Below are 21,254 nucleotides of genomic sequence, written 5' to 3' on the forward strand. Positions count from 1 at the left end.
CGCCTTGGCTCGGACAGAGCCGCTCAATCAACGTGATAGTTAGGTGCTTCCTTGGTGATCTGCACGTCGTGGACATGGGACTCGCGGATGCCGGCCGAGGTGATTTCCACGAACTCGGCGGTGCTGCGCATCTCATCGATGGTACGGCAGCCCACGTAGCCCATGGAGGCCCGCAGTCCACCCATCAACTGGTGGATCACCGCGCCCACAGTACCCTTGTAGGGCACCCGGCCTTCGATCCCCTCGGGAACCAGCTTTTCCACGTTGGCGTCGGAATCCTGGAAATAACGATCGGCCGCACCGTCCTTCATGGCCCCCAGGGACCCCATGCCCCGATAGGACTTGTAGGAGCGGCCCTGGAAGAGCACTGTCTCGCCGGGAGCTTCCTCTGTGCCGGCAAAGAGGCCGCCCAGCATCACGCAGTTGGCACCAGCCGCAATGGCCTTGGAAATATCCCCGGAATAACGGATACCACCATCGGCGATCAGGGGCACGCCCAGCGCCGCCAGAGCGGTGGCGACATTATCGACGGCGGTGATCTGGGGGACACCCACGCCGGCAACGATGCGGGTAGTGCAGATGGAGCCAGGGCCGATGCCCACCTTGACCGCATCGGCGCCGTGATCTACTAGGGCCATGGCGGCCCCGGCAGTGGCGATATTGCCGCCGACTACCTCAACCCGTGGGAAATTCTTCTTCACCCACTGCACCCGCTGCAACACGCCTTCCGAGTGCCCATGGGCCGTATCCACCACGATCACATCCACGCCGGCCTCGGCCAACAGCTCGACCCGTTCCTCGGTGCCCTCGCCGGTGCCTACCGCAGCGCCAACTCGCAGGCGGCCCAGTTCGTCCTTGGAGGCCAGGGGATGTTCGCTGGACTTGAGGATATCCTTCACGGTCATCAGGCCGCGCAGTTCGAAATCGTCATTGACCACCAGCACCCGCTCCAGGCGATGCTTGTGCATCAGGGCCTTGGCCTCCTCCAGGCTGGCACCCTCCTTCACGGTGATCAACCGCTCCCGGGGGGTCATCATGGCCCCCACGGTCTGGTCGAGATTGGTCTCGAAACGCAGGTCCCGGTTGGTGACGATACCCACCACCTTGCCCCCCTGCACGACAGGCAGGCCGGAAATGCGATGGGTGCGGGTGAGGCTCAACACCTCGCGCACCGTCAGGGTGGGCGGAACCGTGATCGGATCCTTGAGCACCCCGGACTCGAAACGCTTGACCTTGGAGACCTCGGCCGCCTGGCCCTTTGGGGTCAGGTTCTTGTGCACGATGCCGATGCCTCCCTCCTGAGCCAGGGTAATGGCGAGCCGGGACTCGGTCACCGTGTCCATGGCTGCAGAAACCAGGGGAATGTTGAGTCGGATGTTGCGGGTGAGCTGAGTGGCGAGACTGACGTCGCGGGGCAATACGGCGGAATGGGCCGGCACCAGGAGGACGTCGTCGAACGTCAGCGCCTTCTGGAGGAGTCGCATATATGTTCCTCTTGTGGCAAAGCGCAATTATACGTGCCCGACCCCGGCCAAGCCAAATAGACGCTTATTCCCCGGCGGCGTCGCCGCCCTTTTTCATCACCTTGCCCTCGGCGGCCCGCTGCTTGCGCACTTCCTTGGGGTCGGCGATCAAGGGACGGTAGATTTCCACCCGGTCCCGCTGGCGCAGCCCGACATCGAGCCGGGACAGCTTGCCGAAAATGCCAAACTTGCCCTTGACCAGATCGATCTCCGGGTGTTTTTGCAGCAGACCTGAGGCTTCCAGGGCCTGTTGCAGAGTAGCGCCTTCCGGTAGCTTGAGGTGGATCAGTTCCTGCTGCCCAGGACGGGCGTAGACCACTTCGATTTCGATGGATGTTTCAGCCATGGAGTTGCTTTGCCCTTTTGACGAAGGCCTCGACGAAGCTGTTGGCGATATGGCTGAACACGGGGCCCAGCACCTTTTCCAGCATCTTGCTGGAAAATTCGTAATGCAGACGGAACTGGATCTTGCAGGCGTGCTCCCCCAGGGGAGTGAAGCACCAACTGCCATCCAGGTGTTTCATGGGCCCATCCCGCAGACTTATCTGCATCCGCCGGGGAGCTTCCTTGAGGTTCTGGGTCGAAAAATGGGACTTCACACCGCGGTAGTTGATGTGCAGGGTGGCCACAGTGGTGGTCTCGCTACGTTCGTGCAGTTCCGTGCCGCCGCACCAGGGCAGAAACTTCGGATAGTCCTCGACCCGATCCACCAGTTCGAACATCTGGGCCGGCGTGTGTTCGATCAGGACGGTTTTCTCGACAACGGTCATGGAAGCACAGTGGTTTAGCGTGAAAAAGCATCAACGGAGCCGGGTGTGACCGTCGAGCGCAGCGAGCCGATGGGTAGCCCCGCCCCGGGGCGGGGATGGGGGTGGGGGGCGTTCAGTTTGCCTTTGCGCATTTCATCCTCAGGGGTGGCGCTGGTGACCTTGCGCGTTAGAATCGCCCAATTCTACCGTGCAGCACCACCATGAGCATTGTCGACAACAAGAAGGCCTTCCACGACTATTTCATCGAGGATCGCTACGAAGCCGGGCTGGTCCTGGAAGGCTGGGAGGTCAAGTCCATCCGGGCCGGGCGCGTCCAGATCAAGGAAGCCTACGTGGTGCTGAAAAACGGCGAAGTATTCCTGATCGGCGCCCACATCAGTCCCCTGACCACCGCCTCCACCCACATTCACCCGGATCCGGTGCGGACTCGCAAGCTGCTGCTGCACAACGCCGAGATCAGCAAGCTGATCGGCAAGGTGGAGCGGGCTGGCTATGCCCTGGTGCCCCTGAACCTCCACTACGCCAAGGGCCGCATCAAGATCGAAATCGGCCTGGCCAAGGGCAAGAAGCAGTTCGACAAGCGGGCCACGGAGAAGGAACGGGAGTGGAAGCTGGAGCAGAGCAAGATGCTCAAGGAGCGCCAGCGCTGATCAATCAGCGTAAAAAAACAAGCTTTCCCGCCGGGCCGCCCTGACCGAAGGAAATCCCTGTGGGACAAGGGAAAGCGGTACGCGGCGCCAGCCGCAACCCCTCGGTAACCCCCACGGAGTGCCCCGTAATATCGAGCAGAGCGAGCCGTATCGAACCCCCCGGAGGAGGGCGAAGGGGGCGAGCGTTTACATCACTCTCGCTCGAAGAGGGCGATGGATTCCACGTGGGAGGTATGGGGGAACATGTTGGCAATGCCGGCCCCCTTCAGGCGATAACCTTTTTCGTGTACCAGGATCGCCGCATCCCGGGCCAGGGTTGCCGGCTTGCAGGACACATAGACAATGCGGCGGGGTCCGTCCTCGCCGATGGCCTTGACCAGTTCCACCGCGCCCTCCCGGGGCGGATCGATCAGCATCTTGTCGAAATGGCCCAGGGCCGCCAGGCTTTCCGGTGTGGCCTGGAACAAATTAGCGACGCCGTATTCGCAGCGCTCCGCCAGGCCGTTCAACGCCGCGTTGGCCCGGCCCCGCGCCACCAGTTCCTTGCTGCCTTCGATGCCCACCACCGTGGCGCCCAGGCGGGCAATGGGCAGGGTGAAGTTGCCCAGGCCGCAGAACATATCGGCGATCCGCTCGCCCGGAGCGGGCCGCAACAGTGCCATGGCGCGACGCACCAACACCCGGTTCACCCCATGATTGACCTGGGTGAATTCCGTGGGCTGGAAACGCAGGCTCAGGCCAAAATCCGGCAGGCTGTAGGCCAGGGGCGACCGATCCAGGGGGTGGAACAAGTGCGCCGTTGCCGGCCCACCAGGCTGGAGATACCAGATCACCCCTTCCCCGTCGGCAAACTGCCGCAGCAGTTCCTCGTCCTGGGGCGTCAACGCCTCCAGATTGCGCAGCACCAGTACCGGCAGGGTCTCGCCACCGCTATCCCCCACCGACACCTCTATCTGGGGCAGGCGATCCGGGGTGGACATGCGCGCCACCAGGGTCTTCAGCTTCGGCAGCAATCCAGAAATCAGCGGCGGCAGCACCGGGCACTGATCCATCACTGCCACATAGCTGCTGCGTTTTTCGTGGAAACCCACCAGCACCCCGCCCTTTTTCGGCACATGGCGCACTGACAGACGGGCCCGCTGGCGATAGCCCCAAGTGGCACTGGTGACAGGGCCATACATCACTTCGGGGCGAAGCCGGGCCAGATGCCACAAGGCGTCCTCCAGTACGCGCTGCTTGGCTGCGGTCTGGGCCGAGGGAGCCAGATGTTGCATGCTGCATCCACCGCAAACTCCGAAGTGGGGGCAGCCGGGCGTGACCCGCTGGCTGGAGGCCCGGAGAATCTGAACCACCTGGGCCTGTTCGTAATTGGGCTTGCGCCGATAACTGGCATATTCCACCCGTTCGCCGGGCAAGGCCCCCTCGATGAAGATCGTCTTGCCTTCCACATGGGCAATGCCACGGCCTTCGTGGTCCAGGGATTCGATCAGGGTGACGGGCATGGGGAAGCCTGTAAACATGACGGCGGGGGCGGCATTATAATCAGCCCAGGCATCCCGTCTCCTGCCCTTCCGCCATCGAGATGAACGATCCAGCCATCACTCCCTTCGACAGCGAGACCGGCTTTCGCCAAGCCATCGGCACTGTCATCGCCCAGGCACGGCAGGAACTGCGTGTCTTCGACCGGGATATCCAACGCTTGCAGTTGGAGCAAAAGGCCAGCATCGCCGCTCTGGAGGCCTTTCTCTCCGCCTCCCGGGATAACCGCCTGCGTATAGTGGTCCATGACACCAGTCACCTGGAGCGTTATTGTCCCCGCCTCCATGCCTTGCAGCTCAACCACCTCCAGGCCATGGAAATCCGTCAGTCGCCGGATGAACTGCGCCATCTGGCAGAGGTTTATGTTCTTGCTGACCGGTGTCATGGCGCCCTGCGCCACCATGGGGACCATCCCCGGGGCAAGCTGATCCTGGACTCGGCTGACGAAATTCACCCCTGGTGGCAGCGTTTCGATGAGCTCTGGGCCCATGCTTCGCCCTGGTCGGCCAGTCGCACAGGCCTGTGAGGTTTTCGAGGTTTCCCAATTCCGCCAGGGGTTTACTCCATCCGCCAGGGCCGTTATAGTCCGCTCCCATGTCCGTCAAGACCCTCCTTGGCGCAAGCGCCTTGGCCCTTGCCCTGACCCTCCCCCAGGCTGTGCGAGCCGACGAGAATCCCGCCCCAGGCGGTGAGATTCGTGCGTCCCTGATGGATCGGTACGCAAGCCGCGCCCAGCAGGCCATCGATCAGGCCCTGGACCTTATCGGCATTCGTTATCGGCCAGGGGGCAGCGCGCCCGAGTCCGGTTTCGACTGCTCGGGTTTTGTGGGTCATGTATTCCGGGAAGGTCTGGGCCTGATCCTGCCCCGCAGCTCCAAGGAAATTTCCAACGCCGGGGAAGTGGTGCAGAAGACCGAATTGCGCCCAGGCGATCTGGTGTTTTTCAACACCATGCGGCGAGCCTTTTCCCATGTGGGCATCTACCTGGGCAACAACCAGTTTGTCCACGCGCCGCGAGTTGGTGGCAAGGTACGCATCGAAGACATGCGCGAAGGCTACTGGGTTCAACGCTATAACGGCGCCCGTCGTCTCGTCATCGAATAGTCCTTGCCTCCAGCGGTGTTTGCGGCGGGAGGAAAATGCAGTCAGGCGCATAATGGCGGCCCGATGACAAATTACAGTCGTTCAGGCCAATAACCGTATCTCAGGCATGTCTCAGAACAGCGCCCCCCCACGCACGCGAAAACCCCGGACCGGCGGCAAAGGCTCCGGCAAGTCCCCTGCGGCCGTGGCAGGCAGGCCACCGTCGGCACCGCGCAAGAAGCCCATCCAGAAGCGGGGCGAGTTCACCGTCACCAGCATCATCGACGCAGCCAGGGAAATTCTGCTCAAACAAGGGGTGGAGGCGGTGACCACCCGCCGGGTAGCGGAACGGGCAGGTGTTGCCGTGGGCACGCTGTATCAGTATTTCCCCAATCGGGACGCCATCCTGATGCAGTTGGCGCATCGCATCATGAGCGAGGAGTCGAGCGATGCCCGGCCTCAGTTGTTCAACCTCTACCATCAGTCCCTGCGTGAGTTCATGGGTGCCCTATATGAGCGTACGGTAATCATCGAACGCAAACTGCTAGGGCTGGGAACGGATTTCCACCAGCGTTTCGCCCGATATCTGCAATTGGGCAGTCATACCGAGACCCAGTCCATGGGGGAAGCACCGAACTCGGAGCAATTGATCGCTGCCATGAGCAAGGTGCTAAGAGATCACCCCATGGAGGCCACGGAAACCGATCAGGAGCTGGCTGCCTTCATGATCGTACGTGGTGTACGCAACATGATGGCCACGGTGGTGGAGGAACGCCCGGACCTGATGAACTCACCCTCACTCACACCGATGCTGATCCGGGTCGTCATGGCCATTGCCGCCGGCGAATCGCCACCCCAGGAGGAAGACAATCCCAGTCAGCCGGACTGAGAGGCTGACTCAGCGCTCCTGGGCCGCATTCTGAGCAGGGCGGCGCTGATATAGGAGTACAGGGTCTCGCCCTCCTGGTTCAGGAGGGACACTTCGAACTCGACGATACCCAGGCCCGGACGGGAACCGGATGGGCGCTTGAGGAGGCAGACAGAGCGCGCCTCCAGCCTGTCACCAGGGCGCGCCGGTGCGTGGTTCCTGATTGCCCGCATGCCCAGGGCGCTGACCGTGGCCCACTTTTCCTCATCGGAATGGCAAAGCCGGTTGGTGATGGCGAAGAGATGCACACTGGAAGCGACCAGCCCTCCAAAGATGGATTGCCGGGCCGCTGCTTCATCCAGGTGAAAAGGCTGGGGGTCCCACTCCATCGCGACCCGAATGATTTCCTCCTTGGTCAGATCGTGGCGCCCCGGGTAGCTGAGAGCTTCCCCCGCCTCTACGTCCTCGTAATATCGCATCCTTGCTCCATGCAGCAAAAACTCAAGCGCGCCGTAGCGCCTTAACATCGAAGGGCAGACGGCGCAGACGCTGGCCGGTGGCCGCGAACAGAGCGTTGGCGACGGCGGGGGCAATCACCGGCGTACCCGGCTCGCCCACTCCCGTAGGTGCCTCGGCCGAAGGCACGATATGCACCTCCACCCGGGGCATCTCGGGCATGCGCAGTACCGGATAGGTATCGAAATTCCCCTGGTCCACCTGGCCATCCTGGAGCGTGACCGCACCATGCAGGGCCGCCGATAAACCAAAGGCGATACCGCCTTCCATCTGGGCCCGGATCACATCGGGATTGATGGCCAAACCACAATCCACGGCGCAGACCACCCGATCCACATGGAAGCTGCCGTCATCCCGCACCGTCACTTCGGCCACCTGGGCCACGTAGCTGTTGAAGGACTCATGGACCGCCACGCCACGCCCGCGCCGTTCCCCGGCCTTGGCCGGCGGCAAGGGCTTGTCCCAACCTGACTTCTGGGCGACCAGTTCCAGCACTCCCAGGTGGCGGGGATGGCCTTTGAGCAGTTCCCGACGCAGAGCCACCGGGTCCTGCCCGCCTTGATGGGCCAGTTCGTCGAGGAAGGACTCCACGGCATAGGCGCTATGGGTGGACCCCACCGAGCGCCACCACTGCACGGGGACCGCCTGGGTCGGGGAATGGAGCTGCACCTGGATATGGGGAATCCTGTAGGGCAGATTGGCGGCCCCCTCCACCGATGAGTGGTCGATACCGTTGCGGACGGCGAAGGACTCGAAAACTGTCCCCTTCATGATCGACTGGCCGACGATGGTCTGGCTCCAGGCCACCGGCCGGCCGGCAGCATCCAGCCCTCCCTGCAGGCGATGATGGAACATGGGCCGATAGTAGCCGGCCCTCATGTCATCCTCCCGGGTCCAGAGCATTTTCACCGTGGCCCGGCCCTGGTGCTTGGCGGCGTAGGCTTGGGCAATATGGGCCGCCTCCAGCACGTAATCAGAATGGGGATTGGCGCGGCGGCCAAAACTGCCACCGGCATAGAGGGTGTTGATTTTCACCTGTTCCGGTTTAAGCGCCAGCAACTTGGCCAGCACTGCCTGATCCCGGGTCTGAAACTGCGTTCCGTTCCAGATTTCACAACTCTCCGGCGTCAGCCTCACCACGCAGTCCAGCGGCTCCATGCTTGCATGGGCCAGGTAGGGGAAATCGTAGCCCGCCTCGATTCGGGTCGCTGCGCCCGCCAGGGCCTGTTCCCCGTCGCCATCGCGACGGGCCGACATTCCCTGGGTTCTGGCAAGTTCACGATAGCCAGACAGCATCTCCTCGGAACTGCCCCGGAAAGCCTGGCCCTCGTCCCAGGCCACCGTCAGGGCATCCCGTCCCTTTTTGGCGGACCAGAAATCATGTCCCAGCACGGCCACGCCGTTGGGAATGGCCAGGACATCGACCACGCCCTTGACTGCCAGTGCTCTGGCGGCATCGAAGCTTTGCAGTCGGGCGCCGAAGCGAGGTGGATGGACCACCACCGCCGTCAGCATCTCGGGCAGTCGGACATCCTGGGTATAGAGCGCACGCCCCCGGCTCTTGTCGAGGCCATCCTTCCGGGACAGGGGCTTGCCGATCAGGTTGAACTGGGCCGGCGTCTTCAGACTCACCTGTTCGGGCACCACCTCCCGAACCGCAAGGGAGGCCAGTTCGCCGAAATCCGAGTTGCGCCCGCTCGCCTTATGGATCACCTGGCTCTTGTGTACCGTGAGGCTTGCCAGGGGGACATTCCACTGGCGGGCGGCGGCGGCCAGCAACATGGCCCGGGCCGCGGCGCCCGCCTGACGCATCTGCAGGAAGGCCTCGGCCATGGCATTGCTTCCCCCGGTGGCCTGTATTCCCATCTTCAGGTTCTTGTACTTTGCTACATCCGCCGGCGCGGACTGGACCCGGACCCGAGCCCAGTCCGCATCCATTTCCTCGGCAACCAGGGTGGCCATGCCGGTATGGGTGCCCTGCCCCATTTCCAGGTGTTTCATCATCACCGTCACGACGCCATTCCTGCCCACCGTAACGAAGGCATTGGCGACCAGGGCTTCATCGTGGGAGCCCTGAGGGGCGGCGAGCACCCGGCCGGGGGCGAAGCAGACCGCCAGGGAGAGGCCGAGGCCGGTTTTAAGGAAATCCCGGCGGCCAGACTGGATATTTTCTATGTGCGCGCTCATCACCATCTCCTCAGCCCAGCATCCGGGCAGCTTCGTGAATGGCGGCCCGAATACGGACATAGGTGCCACAACGACAAATCAGTCCGCCCATGGCGGTGTCAATGTCGGTATCACTGGGTTTGGAATTGCTGGTCAGCAGCGCGGTGGCCGCCATGACCTGTCCCGACTGACAGAAGCCGCACTGGGCCACATCGAGCTTCTGCCAGGCCGCCTGCACCGCCTGGCCGACGCGGGAGGCAAGCCCCTCGATGGTAGTCACCGAGGCACCGGCCACCGCCGAGACCGGCAGGACGCAGGAGCGCACCGGCTGGCCATTGAGATGGACGGTGCAGGCTCCGCACAGGGCCTGGCCACAGCCATATTTACTGCCCGTCAGGCCCTGACCATCACGTAGCGCCCAGAGCAGGGGCGTGTCCGGCGCCACGTCCAATTGGACGGGTTTGCCATTGAGGGTGAAGCGGATCATTTCGGTCTCCCGGGAAAATGTCTGACGCGTCCATTGTACGAAGCCCACTGTCCGGAGAACAGAACGAAATACGCTAGGGAAACATTGATCAAGTCCGTCACACCGGCGAAGGAACGTCACCCGGAACTGATCCGGGGCCGGTGTCCAGTGTGTTGATTTTCCTGGATTCCGGCATTCGCCGGAATGACGCATTGGGACTCGTTCAGCATCTCCCTAGGACAATAGTCCCAGGCGACGGAACATCATCATACCGCCCTCCTCCACGCTGCCTGGATGGCAGGCAGCGTCGAAGCTGGTGGCGGCCGGCCATTGCCGGACCACGGCCTCGGGCGTGAGTTTCTCCCCGGCGCCGATCATGGCGCCGGCGCTGCGCTCCCAGCGCAGCTTGGCCCACCAGCCGCCACCGGCCTCAAACAGGCTGCCGGTTTCCTGGCAATCTTCATGGCACAGATAAGCGACCACCGGACTCACGGCGGCCGGCGTCATCCGGGCCTGCCAGTCCTCCGGCATGCGGCTGCCCATCATCTGGGAGGCGGCGATGGGCGCCAGGGCATTGACATGGATATTGTGGCGGGCCCCCTCCACCGCCAGGGTACGGGTGAGACCGTAGAGGGCCAGCTTGGCGCTGCCGTAGTTGGCCTGGCCGAAGTTGCCGTAGATGCCAGCGGCAGAGACCGTAAACAACACCCGGCCGTAATTCTGCTGCCGCAGGTGGGGCCAGGCGGCATGGGTCACCCGGTAGGCGCCCTGCAGATGCACATCCACCACCGCCTGCCATTCGGCGTCGCTCAGCTTGTGGAAGGCCCGGTCGCGAATGAAACCGGCGTTGTTGATCACGCCGTCGATGCGACCGAAAGTGTCCAGGGCCGCCTCGACGATGCGTTCTCCTTCCAACACGGAATCCAGGTTGGCGCAGGCCTCGCCGCCAGCGGCGCAGATTTCCGCCGCCACCCGCTCAGCGGCACTGTTGCCCGCCCCGTCCCGGGCCGGGTCGTTCACCACCACCCGGGCGCCGCGGCTGGCCAGCAACAGCGCATGGCTGCGCCCCAGGCCGTTGCCAGCTCCCGTGATTGCAATCACCTGGCCGTCGAAGCGCAGGGAGTTGGAAGCTGTCGGCATCGTCATTGTCCTTTCTGCTGGAGCGCCTTCGCCTTGGCCATGTTGGCCTTGGCCACCAGGAAATCCTGAATCGCCAGGGCATCCTCCGGCGTCAGTTGTTCGTAAAAGGCGGGCATCCCCTTGTCCTGGCGCGCGCCGCCCAGCACGATGCCCATGAATTCATGTCGGGTCCGAGGTGTCATGGCATCCAGATTCGGTACGCCACCGGTGCCGGAACCATGGCAGACACCACAGTGGTTCATGTACAGCACCCCGCCCCGGGCGATCTGCTCCATGGTCGCGGTGACCGGCGGCGGATCAATCGTCAGGTCCAGGGGCGGCGAAGGGGGCAGCGAGGCCTTGCCATCCAGCTTGAACACCACCACCCGGTTCACGTTTTTCAGGCCCATGGCCGTGGCGCCGTCGGGGAAGCCGGTGGCATGGCCGCCGCCCCAGCCGATGCCGGTAGCGATGTATTGCCGGCCGTGGACGCTGTAGGAAATCGGCCCGCCCATGATGGCGGAGACAGTGCGGTACTCCCACAGCTTCTCGCCCTTGTCGGCGGCATAGGCCACCAGCCGCCCGTCGGAAGTGCCGTGGAACACCAGATTGCCGGCCGTGGCCAGGGTGCCGCCATTCACCGGCATCAGTTGCTCCACCTGCCAGGCCTTCTTGCCGGCGGCCACGTCCCATGCGATCAGGGAGCCCCGCACGTTCTTTTCCACCGTCGGCCCCAGGGAGGGATCGGTGATCCAGGGGGTCATGTCCATGCCTGTGCTCCAGCGTCGGTTGCGCTCCCGATACTTGGCGTTGGGGTCCATGACGTAGAAATTGGGCATCTGCAATTCGCCGAAATACAGCAGGCCCAGCTTCGGATTGAAGGACATGGGGTTCCAGTTGTGGCCGCCCAGGGGGCCAGGAAACTGTAGTGCGGGCTTCTCGGCGCGGGCATAGTCCGCCACCGGATTCTCCACCGGCCGGCCCGTGGTCAGGTCGTAGTGGGAGGCCCAATTGACCTGGGTGAACTTCTCGGCGGAGAGCAACTTGCCGTTGGTTCGATCGAGCACGAAGACGAAGCCGTGCTTGGGCACCTGGATCAGCACTTTCCGCATCTGGCCCTGGAAGTCCATGTCGGCCAGGACCATCTGGGTCGTGGCCGGATAGTCCCATTGTTCCCCGGGCGCCAGCTGATAGTGCCAGACATACTCGCCGCTTTCCGGCCTCAGGGCGACGATGGAGGAGAGGAACAGGTTGTCGCCGCCGCCAGGACTGCGCAACTGGCGCGGCCAGGTGCCGCCGTTGCCGACACCGATGTAGAGCAGGTCCAGCTCGGGGTCGTAGGACATGGCGTCCCACACCGTGCCGCCGCCCCCCCAGGTCCACCACTGGTCGCCGTGCCAAGTCTTGGCGGCCATTTCCAGCGCCGGGTGCTCGAACGGCTTGGCGGGGTCGCCCGGCACCGTGTGGAAGCGCCAGGCCAGCTTGCCGGTCTTCGCGTCGTAGGCGGAGACATAGCCGCGCACGCCCATGTCGGCGCCGCCGTTGCCGATCAGCACCTTGCCCTTCACCACCCGGGGGGCGCCAGTGATGCTGTAGGCCCGCTGGGGATCGATGGTCATCGTCTCCCAGACCTTGCGGCCGTTGCGGGCGTCGATGGCTACCAGACGCCCGTCCAGGGTGCCCACATACACCCTGCCCTGCCACAGGGCCACGCCGCGGTTCACCGGGCCGCAGCAGGCATTGCCGGCCATGGGGCGATCCACCTTGGGATCATATTTCCACAAGGGCTTGCCCGTCTCGGCGTCGAAGGCGTAGACGATGCTCCAGGCACCGGTGACGTAGAGCACGCCATCCACCACCAGGGGCGTGGCCTCGACCCCGCGCTCGAATTCCAGGGTCTGGCTCCAGGCCAGGCCCAGGCGGGAGACGTTCTTGTCGTTGATCTGCTCCAGGGGACTGAAGCGCTGTTCCCCGTAGGTGCGGCCATGGCTCATCCAGTTGCCGGGCTCCCGGTCCGCCGCCACGATGCGGGCACCATCCACGGCGGCCGTACGGACAGTGCCCGCGATCCCCTTCATGGCGGGGACCAGCAGGGCCGCCACCAGCAGCCCGGAGGCTAGAACATTGCGCATATGTTTTTCCGAATAAGAAAGGGCCGGCAGAACCGGCCCCGAAAAGTCCACGTTGCAGTCCATCAGGGCTTGATGGACTTTTCGATCATGGCTTCCAGCTTCTTGCTGTAGGGCGGCAGCAGGCCGAAGAGCTTGCGCGGATCGTACCACCCGGCCTTGTAGATCGTGCGGGCATGGGCGAACTCCAGGAAGCCCTCGTGGCCGTGGTAATGCCCCATGCCCGAATCGCCGATGCCACCGAAGGGGGCGTCGTCCAGGGCCGGATGCATCGCCACCTCGTTCAGGCTCACGCCGCCGGAGATGGTGTGGTCCAGCACGTAGCGCTCCTCGGCCGCATCCTTGCCGAAGTAGTACAGCGCCAGGGGCCGGGGCCGGGCGTTGATGGCTGCCACCGCGTCCTCCAGGCGCTCGTAGCTGAGCACCACCAAGGCTGGGCCGAAAATCTCGTTCTGCATGATGGCGGTGTCGGCGGGAGGATCGATCACCAGGCGCAGGGGCAGGCGCTTGCCCTGGGCCCCCGCGAAGGGGCCGCCGCAGGTTTCCACCCGTGCACCGCGAGCGGCGGCTTCGCTCACATAGCCGTCGATGCGGGCGCAGTGGCGCTCGTTGATCACCGACACCCAGTCCGGATTGCTGGCATAGCTGCCAGGATAGAGGCTGTCGTAGGCGCCGCGCAGGGCGACGACGAAGGGCTCCAGACTCTCCTTCGCCACATACACGTAGTCCGCATTGACGCAGAGCTGGCCGCTGTTGGTGCCCTTGGCCACCATGGTGCGTTCCGCCGCCAGGGCCAGGTCGGCGCTGCGGCCGACGATCACCGGCGACTTGCCCCCCAGTTCCAGGGTCAGGGGCACCAGATGCTCGGCCGCGTTCTTCATCACCGCCTTGGCCACCGCCGTGCCGCCGGTAAGCACCAGATGGTCGAAGGGCTGGGCCGAGAAGGCCTGGCCCAGCTCCAGGCCGCCATTCACCACCACCACCTCGGACGGATCGAAGAATTCGGCCACCGCCGCCGCCAGCGCGTTGGCGGTGCGTGGATTCAATTCGGAAGGCTTGATGATGGCTCGGTTACCCGCTGCCAGCACATAAGCCAGGGGAGAGAGGGTGGTGTAGAGAGGGTAGTTCCAGGTGCCCATGATGCCCACCACGCCCTTGGGGTGATACTCCACCCAGCCCTTGGCGCCGAAGAGACTGAAGGGCATCGCCCCCTTGCGCCGCTGGGGCTTCATCCACTTGCCCACCTCCTTGCGGGCATGCTTCAAGGAGGTGAGGGACCCCATCAGGTCGTACATCATGGTCACCACCCGGGGCCGGTTGCCGAAATCGGCATGCACCGCCTCGCACAGGGCATCCCGGTGCTTCACCAGCATGTTGATGGCGCGCTGGATGCGGTCCTTGCGCACCGCCAGGCTCACCGCCCCTTCCGCGATACGGGCCGCCTTCTGCCGCGCCACCAGGGCTTCCAGTTCCGCCACTTCCGTGGCGGCCAGCGTCGTCATTTGATCCATGCTGTCATCTCCTCTCGCAACCGCCGGAAGCGGCTTGTTGTCAGCGGGACATGGTGCCACCGGAGGCGGAGGAAAAACATCCGGATTGCCCATTATGGGCAACCGGTTTGCGGCGGTGTTGACTCAAAACCGGCCGATGAAACCGTCAGCCATCCAAATACGTGACCTGACGTGCCACGAGCCTCCAGGAAGAGTTCTGGCGATACCAGACGTGGAGATAACGAGACCGGGACGTTGATGCCTTCCCTGCAAGAACAGCCTCCACGCGATACACACCGCTCACGATTGCGACATCTTCGTAGTACGTCGTCCGCACTTCAGAACGAGCCGCAAACTGAACACTCAGTTGGCCTGCATCGAGGTACTGCAAAAAAGCCTTTTTCGCCAAGGATCGCCCTGTGGCCGTGTTGTAGAAAAATTCCGCACCCAGCACCTTTTCGAGTTCGGAACGATCATTTGCAAGCAGGGCGGCAATAAAACCTTCCTCTGCCGCATCCAAATCTTGTTCTGTGCCAGCAGACCAGGCACCGATGGATATAACCACAAGCAGCAGGCAGAGCATTGTTCGACCTAAATTGGGCAGTTTCATGGGTAAGTCACGGCCCAGAAGCCTCGATGGCGCTGGGTAAGAATAGGAGAATAGGGGGTACCTCAGACCATGTTTTCGCCGCCTTTTCGATCTCAATCAAGACATGAACGTGCGTGCGTCCAGCATGCTCATACCTGGCGGCTGACCTAGCCTAGCCTGGCCCTCACATATATAAAATCACCTGTTCATTCAGCACCGAGGGCCGCTCCTGGCCGACCACATGAATGGCGATTTCCAGGGTCACCTGGGTACCGGCCTTCACCGCCTGCACGGCCTTGACGCGGCAGCGGGCATGGATGGGGCTACCGGCGGGAACGGGACTGGGAAAACGCAGCTTGTCGGAGCCGTAATTCACCATGTTGTTGAAGCCGACGATTTCCCAGTCCAGGGGAATCTGGAAGCGGCTGGCCAGCACCTGCACCAGGGCGCCGTGGGCGATGGTGGTGCCGAAGGGGCTTTGGGCCTTCGCTCGTTCGGGATCGGTGTGAATCCAGTAGTCGTCGCCGCTCAGGGCGGCGAAGTCGTTGATCAACTGCTGGGTGACGACAAGCTCATTGCTCCAGGGGGAATATTCCCCACTGATCAGGGCCTGCAGGCCGGCGAGGTCGCGGAAGTCGATCTGACGCCTGGGGGTTGTTCGGCTCATGGCACGGCTCCGGTAGGAATCCAAAGAGGAAAATGGTATCCCGACGATGCCGTCGGTTTTGTTCGCAATTCCGGCACCGATAAAATTTCGGCGGCCAATGCCATTAAGCTTGTACCCTGAAAATAAATCCATTGAGCCCGGCGTCATCCCGATAGCCCGGCCATTTCCACATCCCTGGCAGACAGAACAACACCATGAGCGCAGAAGAAGACACCTTCAATCCCTTTGAATGCCCGACCGTGAAGGCTCCCGTGAATGATGACTGGGCCGCACGTCGCGAGGCGGTGGAAGCCGCCCGGGCAGTCATCGGCAAGCTGGTCACCACCACCAGCGACGCCGCCACCCTGAGATCCGTGGCGGCCGACCTGCTGCGCCAGGCGGAGATCCTGGACCAGGCGCCCAGCCTCCATGGCCGGCTGGCCTTCGAGAACGGCCTGCACGGCACCTCGCGCCGGCTGGGTTACGAACTGAACCCCCTGGACGGCAAGAGCAATCCCCTGGCGCCCCCCTTCAACACCTGGTTCGAGGATGGCGTGGCCCATGGCCGCGCCTATCTGGACTGGCGCTACGAAGGCCCGCCCAACACGGTGCATGGCGGTTTCGTCTGCGCAGTATTCGACCAGTTCCTCGGCATCGCCCAGAGCCTGACCGGCCAACCGGGTCCCACGGGTACCCTGACCACCCGCATGCACCGCCCTACCCCGCTCTGTACCGAACTGCACCTGATCGGCCGGGTAAAGGAGGTGAAGGGCCGCAAGAACATCCTGGAGGGGGAAATCTGGGCCAACGGCATCATGACGGCCTCCGCCGAGGGGCTCTTCATCCATGTCAGCGCCGAGCGCTTCCGCCAGTTGATGAGCGGCCCTACTTGACGCTCCACGGTCAATTGACGCATCCCGCTTTTCCATAAACTCAATCACAGGAATTTTTCATGAGCGATACGATCCACTATCAAGATGCCGAAGGCCTTAAGAAACTGATCTCCCCCGAACTGGGCGCCTGGAGTCCCTCGGTGAAGGTGACCCAGGACATGATCAACCAGTTTGCCGAACTCTCCGGCGACCGCATGTGGCTGCATGTGGATGTGGAGCGCTGCAAGACCCAGAGCCCCTTCGGCGGCAAGACCATCGCCCACGGCTTCCTGCTGCTGTCGATGATCTCCCGCTTCCAGACCCTGCCCGATGTCTCCACCATCGTCACCGGCTACCGCCACATGATGAACTACGGCTCCGACAAGCTGCGCTTCCTCAACCCCGTGGTGGTGGACAGCGAGATCCGCGCCCGCAGCCGGATCAAGGACATCGAGGTCGCCAACGGCAAGACCAAGGTCACCTCCGAGACCGAGCTGGCCGCCGTGGGTAGTGACAAGCCTGCCTTGATCTACGAGATGGCTTTCGTCTTCGTCTGACCTGCCATTCGCATTCCGTTCCGGGACCGCAGCCTTGCCGGCTGCGGTTTTTTTACCGGAAAACAGCCAGTGAACGGCAGGAGACCAGCCTGCTGCGGCCTGAACGGTCGGGGCAGAAATGACTTCACGACTTAGTGGAAAATGGCCACAAAAGCCCTAACCGAGCAGGTTCGCATTTCAAGCCCTGCGACTCAGGCCAGTAGGGCAGCAAGGTAAAATTCCCCCACTGACAGAGCGCTAGGCAGTCCGCTGTCCGCACTCTCCGCGACACGCCCGACGGGCGTCTTCCCGTTTCATGAAATAACACAAGAAGGAGCGACCATGGCTGAAGCCGTTATCGTTGAAGCCTGCCGGACCCCCATTGGCCGGGGCAAGGCCATCGTGGGTGATCTCAGCGGAATGCATGTCACCGCCCTGCTGGGCGCAACCTTGCGGGAACTGATCCGGCGCAGCGGCATCAACTATGCCGACGTGGACATGATCGCCGGCGGCTGCGTGACCCAGGCCGGCGAACAGTCCAACAACATCATCCGCCAGTCCTGGCTGTCCATGGGCGAGGGCTTCACCACCGGCGGCTTCACCATCGACGCCCAGTGCGGCTCGGCCCAGGTGGCCAACAACACCATCGCCCATGCCATCGCCTGCGGCTCCCTGGATATCGGCATCGCCTGCGGCGTCGAGTCCATGAGCCGGGTACCCCTGGGCTCCAATGCCTACAACGGGCCGGGCTATTTCATCCCCGAAGGCTATCCCTACGACTTCTCCCACAACCAGTTCGTCAATGCCGAGCGCATCGCCGAGATGCGCGGCATCACCCGCGCCCAGGCCGACGCCCTGGGCGTCGAGTCCCAGCGCCGGGCTGCCCAGGCCTGGGCCGAAGGCCGCTTTGACCGCGAAGTGGTGCCGGTTACCGCGCCGATCCTGGGCGAGGACGGCAAGCCCACCGGCCAGACCAAGGTGGTGAGCCGCGACCAGGGCCTGCGCCCCACCACTCTGGAAGGCCTGGCCGGCCTGAAGACCATGGTGGAAGGCGGCATCCATACCGCCGGCACCAGTTCCCAGGTGTCCGACGGCGCCGCCGCCGTGCTCTGGATGAGCGCCGAGGAAGCCAAGCGCCGGGGCCTGAAGCCCCGCGCCCGGATCATCAGCGACGTGGTGGTGGGCGCCGACCCCTACTATGTGCTGGACGGCCCGGTGGATGCCACCGCCAAGATCCTGAAGCGCAGTGGCATGACCATGGCCGACATCGACCTGATCGAGATCAACGAGGCCTTTGCCGCTGTGGTGCTGTCCTGGGCCCAGATGTACAACGCCGATATGAACAAGGTGAACGTCAATGGCGGCGCCCTGGCCCTGGGTCACCCAGTCGGTTCCACCGGCGCCCGCCTGATCACCACCGCCCTGCACGAACTGGAGCGCCAGAACAAGCAGACCGCCCTGATCACCATGTGCTGCGGCGCCTCCGTGGGCACCGCCACCATCATCGAGCGACTGTAAGCCTGGCTCCCAACGGGGCAGTCGCAGACTGACTGCCCCGCTTCAAAATCAATTCATGCAATATTCCAAAGGAGATGCAAATGGGTGATTTGTCCGGTAAGGTCGCCATCGTCACCGGCGCCGGCCGTGGTCTGGGTCGCGAGGAAGCCATCCAGCTGGCCCGCCAGGGTGCCCGGGTAGTGATCAACGACATCAACCTGCCCGCCGCCGTCGAGGCCTCCCACGCCACCGTGGCCGATATCAAGGCCCTGGGCGGCGAAGCCATCGCTGTCTTCGGCGACTGCGCCGACAGCAACGATTCCGACACCCTGTTCAAGACCGCGCTGGAAACCTTCGGCGATGTGAACATCGTGGTGAACAACGCCGGCTTCTGCCGCGACAAGACCATCTTCGCCATGAGCGACGACGAGTTCGACTCCGTGGTGCGCGTGCATCTGCGCGGCCACTTCGTGAACATGCGCAACGCCACCAAGTACTGGCGCGAAAAGGCCAAGGCCGGTCCGGTCTATGGCCGCCTGGTGAGCACCGCCTCCGAGTCCATGCTCTACGGCACCCCGGGTCAGCCCAACTACGCCGCCGCCAAGGCCGGCATCGTCGCCATGACCATGGGCGCCGCCCAGCTGATGATCAAGTACGGCATCACCGCCAACGTGATCATGCCTCGGGCCCGTACCGACATGACCGCTGCAGCGCCTTCGGCCCCGATGTTCGCCGCGCCGGAAAAAGGTTTCGATGTCTTCAACCCCGAGAACGTCGCTCCGTTGGTGGGCTATCTGGCCTCCCCGGAGTCCGGCCACATCTCCGGTGAAGTGTTCGTGGTCTGGGGCGGCCAGGTCACCGTGGTGCAGCGTCCGACCCTGGGCACCAGCTTCAACAGCTCCAATGGCGGCAAGTGGGAACTGGACGACATGCACAAGGTCATGTCCACCTACTTCAACGAGTCCCACAAGACGGTGGTGGACGGCTACACCATGCCGGTCTGATGGCATGAGAAAAGCCCGCCGGAAACCTGGCGGGCCTTCAGAAAAAACGCCGACCCTCAGGTTGGCGTTTTTTTTTGCGGCTGTCGTACCTGAGTCAGCGGTTTCCGGCAACCTCCGCCTTCAGCGCCTGCTTCAGCACCTTGCCACTGGCGTTGCGGGGCAGGGTCTCGTCGCGGATCGAGACGTGCTTGGGCACTTTGAAGCCGGCCAGATGGGCGGCCACGTGCTGACGCACGGCCTCCGCATCGAGGCTGACGCCAGCCTCGGGTACGATGGCGACAGCCAGGGCCTCACCCATTTCCGTATCGGGCACGGCGAAGGCCGCCACCTCGGCCACGCCGGGCAGGTGGTGGATGCAGGACTCCACTTCCAGGGTGGAGATCTTCTCCCCCCCCCGATTGACGATGTCCTTGATGCGGTCGACGATGAAGACGAAGTCTTCCTCATCCACATAACCCACGTCACCCGAATGGAACCAGCCGTCCCGCAGCGCCGCCTCGGTGGCGGTGGGGTTGCGCCAGTAGCCCATCATCACCGTCACGCCACGCACGCAGAGTTCGCCGGTGCTGCCCTGGGGCAACACGTTGCCCAGGTCGTCCTCGGCATGGATCTCGACGATGGGCGAAACGATGCCGCTGGAGCGGGGCTTGTAGGCGAAGGCTTCGGCGGTGAAGGAGGATGCCGTCGAATTGGTCTCGGTCAGGCCATAGCCGGTACCGGGCAGGGACTTGGGGAACTTGCTCAGGGTCATGTCCAGCAGGCCCTGGGGTGTCGCGGAACCGCCGAAGCCCACGGCCGCGATGCTGGACATGTCGGCCTGGTCGAAACGGGGCGAGCTGAACAGCTGCTGCATCATCGCCGGTGAGCCGTTGAGCTGGGTCAGGCGTTCCTGCTCGATCAGGTCGATGGCCTGGTCCACGTCCCACTTGTACATGATGACGATCTTGCGCCCTGCCTTCAGTGCCCCCAGAAACAGCGCCTGGAGGCCGCTGACATGAAACAGGGGCACCGACAGCAGAGCCGCCGGCGCGAAGCCGGAAGCCATCATGGCCTGGATGCGCTCGGGGCTAGCCATGGCTGTGATGGCTGAGACGAAGTCGATGTTCATCAGGGCCTGGCAAAAGGCCCGATGGTTGGACAACACACCCTTGGCCCCGCTGGTGGTACCGGAGGTGTACATGATCATCACCGGATCGTCGCCGACGATGTCCACCTGGGGTGCCGCCAGGGGTGTTGCGGTCAGCGGGTCGTAGCGGCTTACCCGGGGTGCCTCGGCGGGCGTATCGGTAACGATGGCCTCGATCCCCAGGCCCTCCAGGTCGCCAGTCACATGGGCCAGGCGCTCCGGATCGCAAAACAGTACCTTGGGTTCGGCATTGCCCAGGTTCTGCACCAGTTCTTCCCGCTGGCTCCAGCTGTTGAGGGGAACGGCGATGGCACCGAGGGAGACGATGGCGACGAAGGCCGCCATCCACTCGGGGCGGTTGCGCATGGCGATGGCCACCCGGTCGCCCTTCTTCACGCCGTAGCGGCTGGCCAGCTGGGCCGCCAGGGTGTCGGCGTGGCGGAAATACTCGTTGAAGCTCCAGCGCTGCCCCTGATAGACCAGGAAAGTCCTGTCGCCGAACTGGCGACCCTGGTTGATCAGGTGCATCACGTTCTCGGGGGCATTCTTGAAGACCTGATAGGTATGGCCTCCCAGTTCCCGGTCCGCCAGTTCGAAGGGGGCTCCCGGGGCCGTCACCTGGGCCCGGGCTGCATTCAGTTTCTCGACGATATCGTTCATGGCTT

General features: G+C 63.5%; 21 protein-coding genes. 8 read left to right on the forward strand and 13 right to left on the reverse strand.

Annotated features, from left to right (window positions below):
• Nucleotides 1-23 precede the first annotated feature (23 nt).
• From guaB to DENOEST_RS09615, 3 genes are all read right to left on the reverse strand, one after another.
• Nucleotides 24-1,484 (reverse strand): IMP dehydrogenase, encoded by a 1,461-nt coding sequence (gene guaB, locus DENOEST_RS09605; protein WP_145769178.1) that lies wholly within the window; start codon nucleotides 1,482-1,484, stop codon nucleotides 24-26.
• Between the two features lie 64 nt (nucleotides 1,485-1,548).
• Complete coding sequence (locus DENOEST_RS09610; protein WP_145769179.1) at nucleotides 1,549-1,869, reverse strand: RnfH family protein; 321 nt, start codon at nucleotides 1,867-1,869, stop codon at nucleotides 1,549-1,551.
• Nucleotides 1,862-2,293 (reverse strand): type II toxin-antitoxin system RatA family toxin, encoded by a 432-nt coding sequence (locus tag DENOEST_RS09615; RefSeq protein ID WP_145769180.1) that lies wholly within the window; start codon nucleotides 2,291-2,293, stop codon nucleotides 1,862-1,864. Before DENOEST_RS09615 ends, DENOEST_RS09610 begins: the two co-directional genes overlap by 8 nt.
• A gap of 200 nt (nucleotides 2,294-2,493) precedes the next feature.
• Between DENOEST_RS09615 and smpB the strand changes: the two genes are divergently transcribed.
• Nucleotides 2,494-2,943 carry an SsrA-binding protein SmpB gene (smpB, locus tag DENOEST_RS09620; RefSeq protein WP_145769181.1) on the forward strand — a complete coding sequence of 150 codons (450 nt, stop codon included), beginning with the start codon at nucleotides 2,494-2,496 and terminating at the stop codon, nucleotides 2,941-2,943.
• 191 nt (nucleotides 2,944-3,134) lie between these two features.
• Here the strand turns inward: smpB and rlmD are convergent, their stop codons facing one another.
• On the reverse strand, nucleotides 3,135-4,445 hold the full coding sequence (gene rlmD, locus DENOEST_RS09625) for a 23S rRNA (uracil(1939)-C(5))-methyltransferase RlmD (protein WP_145769182.1): 1,311 nt from the start codon (nucleotides 4,443-4,445) through the stop codon (nucleotides 3,135-3,137).
• Between the two features lie 80 nt (nucleotides 4,446-4,525).
• On the opposite strand from rlmD, the gene DENOEST_RS09630 reads away from it, so the two are divergent.
• From DENOEST_RS09630 to DENOEST_RS09640, 3 genes are all read left to right on the forward strand, one after another.
• Complete coding sequence (locus DENOEST_RS09630) at nucleotides 4,526-5,008, forward strand: DUF7931 domain-containing protein (RefSeq protein ID WP_145769183.1); 483 nt, start codon at nucleotides 4,526-4,528, stop codon at nucleotides 5,006-5,008.
• A 68-nt stretch (nucleotides 5,009-5,076) separates the two neighbouring features.
• Nucleotides 5,077-5,586: a C40 family peptidase gene (locus DENOEST_RS09635; RefSeq protein ID WP_145769184.1), complete on the forward strand. Its 510-nt coding sequence runs from the start codon at nucleotides 5,077-5,079 to the stop codon at nucleotides 5,584-5,586.
• A gap of 106 nt (nucleotides 5,587-5,692) precedes the next feature.
• Entirely contained in the window at nucleotides 5,693-6,454 is a 762-nt protein-coding gene (locus tag DENOEST_RS09640) for a TetR/AcrR family transcriptional regulator (protein ID WP_145769185.1), read from the forward strand.
• On the opposite strand, the gene DENOEST_RS09645 is transcribed toward DENOEST_RS09640, so the two are convergent.
• The 8 genes from DENOEST_RS09645 to DENOEST_RS09680 all read right to left on the reverse strand — a co-directional run bounded on the left by DENOEST_RS09645 (nucleotide 6,442) and on the right by DENOEST_RS09680 (nucleotide 15,575).
• Nucleotides 6,442-6,912: a MaoC/PaaZ C-terminal domain-containing protein gene (locus tag DENOEST_RS09645; RefSeq protein ID WP_170228075.1), complete on the reverse strand. Its 471-nt coding sequence runs from the start codon at nucleotides 6,910-6,912 to the stop codon at nucleotides 6,442-6,444. The genes DENOEST_RS09640 and DENOEST_RS09645 overlap by 13 nt on opposite strands.
• Before the next feature lie 22 nt (nucleotides 6,913-6,934).
• The gene (locus tag DENOEST_RS09650) at nucleotides 6,935-9,136 is read right to left on the reverse strand and encodes a xanthine dehydrogenase family protein molybdopterin-binding subunit (RefSeq protein ID WP_145769187.1); all 2,202 of its coding nucleotides are present in this window, start codon (nucleotides 9,134-9,136) and stop codon (nucleotides 6,935-6,937) included.
• A gap of 10 nt (nucleotides 9,137-9,146) precedes the next feature.
• Nucleotides 9,147-9,602: a (2Fe-2S)-binding protein gene (locus tag DENOEST_RS09655; RefSeq protein ID WP_145769188.1), complete on the reverse strand. Its 456-nt coding sequence runs from the start codon at nucleotides 9,600-9,602 to the stop codon at nucleotides 9,147-9,149.
• A 213-nt stretch (nucleotides 9,603-9,815) separates the two neighbouring features.
• Nucleotides 9,816-10,727 carry an SDR family oxidoreductase gene (locus DENOEST_RS09660; protein ID WP_197970572.1) on the reverse strand — a complete coding sequence of 304 codons (912 nt, stop codon included), beginning with the start codon at nucleotides 10,725-10,727 and terminating at the stop codon, nucleotides 9,816-9,818.
• Nucleotides 10,724-12,832 (reverse strand): PQQ-dependent dehydrogenase, methanol/ethanol family, encoded by a 2,109-nt coding sequence (locus DENOEST_RS09665; RefSeq protein WP_145769189.1) that lies wholly within the window; start codon nucleotides 12,830-12,832, stop codon nucleotides 10,724-10,726. The genes DENOEST_RS09660 and DENOEST_RS09665 overlap by 4 nt, the downstream gene beginning before the upstream one ends.
• A gap of 62 nt (nucleotides 12,833-12,894) precedes the next feature.
• On the reverse strand, nucleotides 12,895-14,340 hold the full coding sequence (locus DENOEST_RS09670; RefSeq protein ID WP_197970573.1) for a coniferyl aldehyde dehydrogenase: 1,446 nt from the start codon (nucleotides 14,338-14,340) through the stop codon (nucleotides 12,895-12,897).
• A gap of 145 nt (nucleotides 14,341-14,485) precedes the next feature.
• Nucleotides 14,486-14,929, reverse strand: a complete 444-nt coding sequence (locus DENOEST_RS09675) for a nuclear transport factor 2 family protein (RefSeq protein ID WP_145769190.1) — start codon at nucleotides 14,927-14,929, stop codon at nucleotides 14,486-14,488.
• Nucleotides 14,930-15,092: 163 nt separating this feature from the next.
• The gene (locus DENOEST_RS09680; protein ID WP_197970574.1) at nucleotides 15,093-15,575 is read right to left on the reverse strand and encodes a MaoC family dehydratase; all 483 of its coding nucleotides are present in this window, start codon (nucleotides 15,573-15,575) and stop codon (nucleotides 15,093-15,095) included.
• A 194-nt stretch (nucleotides 15,576-15,769) separates the two neighbouring features.
• On the opposite strand from DENOEST_RS09680, the gene DENOEST_RS09685 reads away from it, so the two are divergent.
• The 4 genes from DENOEST_RS09685 (at nucleotide 15,770) to DENOEST_RS09700 (ending at nucleotide 19,463) form a co-directional block, all read left to right on the forward strand.
• On the forward strand, nucleotides 15,770-16,447 hold the full coding sequence (locus DENOEST_RS09685; protein WP_145769192.1) for a PaaI family thioesterase: 678 nt from the start codon (nucleotides 15,770-15,772) through the stop codon (nucleotides 16,445-16,447).
• Nucleotides 16,448-16,506: 59 nt separating this feature from the next.
• Entirely contained in the window at nucleotides 16,507-16,983 is a 477-nt protein-coding gene (locus DENOEST_RS09690) for a MaoC family dehydratase (protein WP_145769193.1), read from the forward strand.
• 321 nt (nucleotides 16,984-17,304) lie between these two features.
• A complete protein-coding gene (locus DENOEST_RS09695; RefSeq protein WP_145769194.1) occupies nucleotides 17,305-18,480 on the forward strand; it encodes a steroid 3-ketoacyl-CoA thiolase in 1,176 nt (391 codons plus the stop codon).
• A gap of 80 nt (nucleotides 18,481-18,560) precedes the next feature.
• Entirely contained in the window at nucleotides 18,561-19,463 is a 903-nt protein-coding gene (locus tag DENOEST_RS09700) for an SDR family NAD(P)-dependent oxidoreductase (protein ID WP_145769195.1), read from the forward strand.
• 94 nt (nucleotides 19,464-19,557) lie between these two features.
• Here the strand turns inward: DENOEST_RS09700 and DENOEST_RS09705 are convergent, their stop codons facing one another.
• Entirely contained in the window at nucleotides 19,558-21,249 is a 1,692-nt protein-coding gene (locus DENOEST_RS09705) for a class I adenylate-forming enzyme family protein (protein ID WP_145769196.1), read from the reverse strand.
• Nucleotides 21,250-21,254 lie beyond the last annotated feature (5 nt).

It is taken from the genome of Denitratisoma oestradiolicum, from assembly GCF_902813185.1.
GTDB classification, from domain to species: domain Bacteria; phylum Pseudomonadota; class Gammaproteobacteria; order Burkholderiales; family Rhodocyclaceae; genus Denitratisoma; species Denitratisoma oestradiolicum.

What these genes read in the sequence shown, in the direction of transcription:
- guaB (WP_145769178.1), bottom strand. Translation starts at nt 1,484, where the DNA reads ATGCGACTCCTCCAGAAGGCGCTGACGTTCGACGACGTCCTCCTGGTG.
- DENOEST_RS09630 (WP_145769183.1), top strand. Translation starts at nt 4,526, where the DNA reads ATGAACGATCCAGCCATCACTCCCTTCGACAGCGAGACCGGCTTTCGC.
- DENOEST_RS09650 (WP_145769187.1), bottom strand. Translation starts at nt 9,136, where the DNA reads ATGAGCGCGCACATAGAAAATATCCAGTCTGGCCGCCGGGATTTCCTT.
- DENOEST_RS09685 (WP_145769192.1), top strand. Translation starts at nt 15,770, where the DNA reads ATGAGCGCAGAAGAAGACACCTTCAATCCCTTTGAATGCCCGACCGTG.
- smpB (WP_145769181.1), top strand. Translation starts at nt 2,494, where the DNA reads ATGAGCATTGTCGACAACAAGAAGGCCTTCCACGACTATTTCATCGAG.
- DENOEST_RS09705 (WP_145769196.1), bottom strand. Translation starts at nt 21,249, where the DNA reads ATGAACGATATCGTCGAGAAACTGAATGCAGCCCGGGCCCAGGTGACG.
- DENOEST_RS09645 (WP_170228075.1), bottom strand. Translation starts at nt 6,912, where the DNA reads ATGCGATATTACGAGGACGTAGAGGCGGGGGAAGCTCTCAGCTACCCG.
- DENOEST_RS09655 (WP_145769188.1), bottom strand. Translation starts at nt 9,602, where the DNA reads ATGATCCGCTTCACCCTCAATGGCAAACCCGTCCAATTGGACGTGGCG.
- DENOEST_RS09695 (WP_145769194.1), top strand. Translation starts at nt 17,305, where the DNA reads ATGGCTGAAGCCGTTATCGTTGAAGCCTGCCGGACCCCCATTGGCCGG.
- DENOEST_RS09635 (WP_145769184.1), top strand. Translation starts at nt 5,077, where the DNA reads ATGTCCGTCAAGACCCTCCTTGGCGCAAGCGCCTTGGCCCTTGCCCTG.
- DENOEST_RS09665 (WP_145769189.1), bottom strand. Translation starts at nt 12,832, where the DNA reads ATGCGCAATGTTCTAGCCTCCGGGCTGCTGGTGGCGGCCCTGCTGGTC.
- DENOEST_RS09680 (WP_197970574.1), bottom strand. Translation starts at nt 15,575, where the DNA reads ATGAGCCGAACAACCCCCAGGCGTCAGATCGACTTCCGCGACCTCGCC.
- DENOEST_RS09640 (WP_145769185.1), top strand. Translation starts at nt 5,693, where the DNA reads ATGTCTCAGAACAGCGCCCCCCCACGCACGCGAAAACCCCGGACCGGC.
- DENOEST_RS09610 (WP_145769179.1), bottom strand. Translation starts at nt 1,869, where the DNA reads ATGGCTGAAACATCCATCGAAATCGAAGTGGTCTACGCCCGTCCTGGG.
- DENOEST_RS09660 (WP_197970572.1), bottom strand. Translation starts at nt 10,727, where the DNA reads ATGACGATGCCGACAGCTTCCAACTCCCTGCGCTTCGACGGCCAGGTG.
- DENOEST_RS09615 (WP_145769180.1), bottom strand. Translation starts at nt 2,293, where the DNA reads ATGACCGTTGTCGAGAAAACCGTCCTGATCGAACACACGCCGGCCCAG.
- DENOEST_RS09675 (WP_145769190.1), bottom strand. Translation starts at nt 14,929, where the DNA reads ATGAAACTGCCCAATTTAGGTCGAACAATGCTCTGCCTGCTGCTTGTG.
- rlmD (WP_145769182.1), bottom strand. Translation starts at nt 4,445, where the DNA reads ATGCCCGTCACCCTGATCGAATCCCTGGACCACGAAGGCCGTGGCATT.
- DENOEST_RS09690 (WP_145769193.1), top strand. Translation starts at nt 16,507, where the DNA reads ATGAGCGATACGATCCACTATCAAGATGCCGAAGGCCTTAAGAAACTG.
- DENOEST_RS09700 (WP_145769195.1), top strand. Translation starts at nt 18,561, where the DNA reads ATGGGTGATTTGTCCGGTAAGGTCGCCATCGTCACCGGCGCCGGCCGT.
- DENOEST_RS09670 (WP_197970573.1), bottom strand. Translation starts at nt 14,340, where the DNA reads ATGGATCAAATGACGACGCTGGCCGCCACGGAAGTGGCGGAACTGGAA.